The 3,656-nt window shown below is 41.3% G+C and carries 2 protein-coding genes and 3 pseudogenes; 4 read left to right on the top strand and 1 reads right to left on the bottom strand.

The features are described 5' to 3' along the window. Positions 1-82: 82 nt before the first annotated feature. The 4 genes and pseudogenes from SORDD16_RS12315 to SORDD16_RS10645 form a co-directional block, all read left to right on the top strand. Positions 83-2,038 (top strand): PTS fructose transporter subunit IIABC, encoded by a 1,956-nt coding sequence (locus SORDD16_RS12315; RefSeq protein WP_061452710.1) that lies wholly within the window; start codon positions 83-85, stop codon positions 2,036-2,038. 72 nt (positions 2,039-2,110) lie between these two features. Continuing rightward, positions 2,111-2,554 (top strand): hypothetical protein, encoded by a 444-nt coding sequence (locus tag SORDD16_RS05830; protein WP_061452709.1) that lies wholly within the window; start codon positions 2,111-2,113, stop codon positions 2,552-2,554. 44 nt (positions 2,555-2,598) lie between these two features. Next, positions 2,599-2,742, top strand: a pseudogene (locus tag SORDD16_RS10650) (DUF1149 family protein); the annotation flags it as partial. 24 nt (positions 2,743-2,766) lie between these two features. Then, a pseudogene (locus SORDD16_RS10645) lies at positions 2,767-3,148 on the top strand (PTS fructose transporter subunit IIC); the annotation flags it as partial. 92 nt (positions 3,149-3,240) lie between these two features. Here SORDD16_RS10645 and SORDD16_RS05820 read toward each other — a convergent pair. Continuing rightward, positions 3,241-3,656, bottom strand: a pseudogene (locus SORDD16_RS05820) (hypothetical protein); the annotation flags it as partial.

Genomic DNA, 3,656 nt, shown 5'->3' with positions numbered 1-3,656 from the left:
GAACAGCAACTACCTTCTCGGATGACTTGGCAACAGCGGAATTTATTAAAGAAACATATGAAAAAGTTGAGGTAGAAAAACGATGAAAATTCAAGACCTATTGAGAAAAGATGTCATGTTGCTGGATTTGCAGGCAACTGAAAAAACAGCTGTCATCGAAGAGATGATTAAAAGTTTGGTAGATCACGGTTACGTGACGGATTTTGAAACCTTTAAAGAAGGAATTTTGGCGCGTGAAGCCTTGACCTCAACTGGTTTGGGTGAGGGAATTGCTATGCCGCACAGCAAGAACTCTGCTGTCAAAGAAGCAACGGTTCTCTTTGCTAAGTCAAACAAGGGTGTTGACTACGAAAGTTTGGATGGTCAACCAACAGACCTATTCTTCATGATTGCAGCTCCGGAAGGTGCCAATGATACTCACTTAGCAGCTCTTGCAGAATTGTCTCAATACTTGATGAAAGATGGATTTGCAGACAAACTTCGCCAAGCGACTTCAGCAGATGAAGTGATTGCTATCTTTGACCAAGCATCTGAAAAAGATGAGGAGCCTGTTCAAGCACCTGCCAATGAATCTGGTGACTTTATCGTAGCTGTAACTGCTTGTACAACAGGAATTGCACATACCTACATGGCGCAAGAAGCCCTTCAAAAAGTGGCTGCTGAAATGGGTGTTACGATCAAGGTTGAAACCAATGGTGCCAGCGGTGTTGGTAATCAATTGAAGGCTGAAGATATCAAAAAGGCTAAAGCAGTCATCATTGCAGCAGACAAGGCTGTTGAGATGGATCGTTTTGATGGCAAACCTTTGGTTAACCGTCCGGTTGCAGACGGTATCCGTAAGACAGAAGAGTTGATCAATTTGGCCCTTTCTGGCGATGCAGAAGTTTACCATGCTACAAACGGTGCTAGCACAACGCAACCGAGCGAAGAAAAAACAAGTCTCGGCGGTGCCTTCTACAAACACCTTATGAGTGGTGTTTCTCAAATGTTGCCATTCGTTATTGGTGGTGGTATCATGATTGCCCTTGCTTTCTTGATCGATGGTGCTTTGGGTGTGCCACAAGATAGTCTTGGCAATCTCGGATCCTACCATGAGCTAGCTTCTATGTTTATGAAAATTGGTGGTGCAGCCTTTGGTTTGATGCTCCCAGTCTTTGCAGGATATGTAGCCTACTCAATCGCTGAAAAACCAGGTTTGGTAGCAGGTTTTGTGGCTGGTGCTATTGCCAAAGAAGGTTTTGCCTTTGGTAAAATCCCTTATGCTGCAGGTGGAGAAGCAACTTCAACCCTTGCAGGTGTATCATCTGGTTTCCTTGGTGCTCTTGTGGGTGGATTTATCGCAGGTGCCTTGGTTCTTGCCGTTAAGAAATACGTCAAAGTTCCTCGCTCTCTTGAAGGAGCTAAGTCCATCTTGCTCTTACCACTCTTTGGAACAATCTTGACAGGATTTGTTATGTTGGCTGTTAACATTCCAATGGCAGCAATCAATACTGCTATGAATGACTTCCTTGCAGGACTCGGTGGCGGATCTGCTGTCCTTCTTGGTCTCGTTCTTGGTGGAATGATGGCTGTTGATATGGGTGGACCTGTCAATAAGGCAGCCTATGTCTTTGGTACTGGTACACTTGCAGCGACTGTCTCTTCAGGTGGTTCTGTAGCCATGGCAGCAGTCATGGCTGGCGGAATGGTGCCACCACTTGCAGTCTTTGTAGCAACTCTCTTGTTCAAAGATAAGTTCACCAAAGAAGAACGCAACTCAGGTTTGACCAACATTGTCATGGGACTTTCCTTCATCACGGAAGGTGCGATTCCGTTCGGTGCAGCCGACCCAGCACGTGCAATTCCTAGCTTTGTAGCAGGTTCTGCTTTGACAGGTGCCCTTGTCGGTCTTGCAGGTATTAAACTCATGGCTCCACACGGAGGAATCTTTGTCATCGCCCTTACTTCAAATGCCCTTCTTTACCTAGTCTTTGTCTTGGTTGGCGCAGTCGTCAGTGGTATTCTCTTTGGATATTTGCGTAAACCACTGGAAAAATAAAACATACGCGAAAGAATCTTGATTGTTTGTCAAGATTCTTTTTACCATAATTTGAATAGATGGGATAACATTATGAAAACATATACAGATAAGTTAGTTGTGAATATGAAAGCAGAAGTTGCTTGGGAAACATTGAAAATGATGAACAAATGGCTTCCTGATTTATCAACAAATCAAGCCATTCACTTTGAAGGCGGAGAAGATTTTTTCTACGAAGGAAGAAAGTACGATATTTTGACAAAAGAAGGGATAAAAATGTCTTGTGAAATAAGCAAGGTCAATGAGGAAGCCTTTTGGATTGAGATACATGCGAGACACTCTCTTCTGCATTCTATTTTAAATTGTCAAGTAGTCCCGTTGACTTCTTCAACCTGCCAACTAGTAAGAACACAATCTTATCCAGGCTTTGTTGGATTTTTATTTAATCTATTCTTTAAGCATCGAGAAACAGGTGAAACGAGTGAGTACCTGGAAATATGGAGGAATTACGCTCAGAATCATGTTCAAACTTTGTGAGGATTCGCCACCATCTCCTATCGGATAAAGTTCTGAGTTTTTAGGAGAATAGTGATGGAATACCTGAAACAAAAGTTGACGTGAATTTTCAGTTGATTGAAAGAAATGAAGAAAAGAATTCACCATCCATGATTGTGATTAGTGGAACGATTACACAGAAAAATCATATTCAAGGATGTTTGGTACATGTACGCTTATAATGACTGTTTCCTATGATAGCAGTTATGGCTGGCGGAATAGTGCCAGCACTTGCCATCTTTGTCGCAACCCTTCTCTTTAAGGATAGCTCTATCAAAGAAGAACGTAACTCTGGTTTGACAAACATTATCATGAGCTTGTCATTCATCACTGAAGGTACGATTTCACTTGGTGCAACAGATGTGGCTCGTGCGATCCCAAGCTTCATCCTTGGTTCAGTCGTAGCAGGTGACTTATAGATCCTTCAGGCATCAAACTCATGGCACTACACGGAGGAATCTTCGTTATCACCCTTATTTCAGATTTCCTTCTCTACCTAGCCTTTGTCTTGTGGTTGGTGCAGTTGTAAGTGGTATGGTTTATGGCTATCTACGCAAACCACAGGTAGTGAAATAAGAGAGAACTATATATCAGTTTACACCAACTACAAGATGTAGTACTTCAACAATATCGAAAAAGACGATTTCCGTTTGGAAATCGTCTTCTCGCTATTTCAATAGTTCATACTCAAATAATTTACTTTCAAGCTCATTTTCGTAGTAATCAGCTAGCCTTGTTTTAAGCTCTTTTAGTTTAGTGTTAACTTTTTCATTGTTGAATATCTTTTTATCATTACTATCTTTGTATGATGTGTTTATCTCTAATTCAATTTGATAAGTGCCATAATTGTATTCCGGATTGTATTCTTGAGTATCTTTGACTAGTTCAAGTAATTCATCGAAGACACCTAACAACATTAAGTCCGCTCTATCAAGTTTCCCATACTTTTCTTGTTCGACCAATTCTTTACGGACTAGAGAGTTCTCATCTAAACACATCTCGTTATTGTAAAATTTCCCATCAGAACCATGGAAACTTAAACAATGGTTTTTTTGAGATATGCAAGTCCATAACGTAGATTTTC

The sequence above is a fragment of the Streptococcus oralis genome (assembly GCF_001578945.1).
Taxonomy (GTDB): Bacteria; Bacillota; Bacilli; order Lactobacillales; family Streptococcaceae; genus Streptococcus; species Streptococcus oralis_Q.
This window is presented reverse-complemented; position numbering and strand designations above follow the sequence as displayed.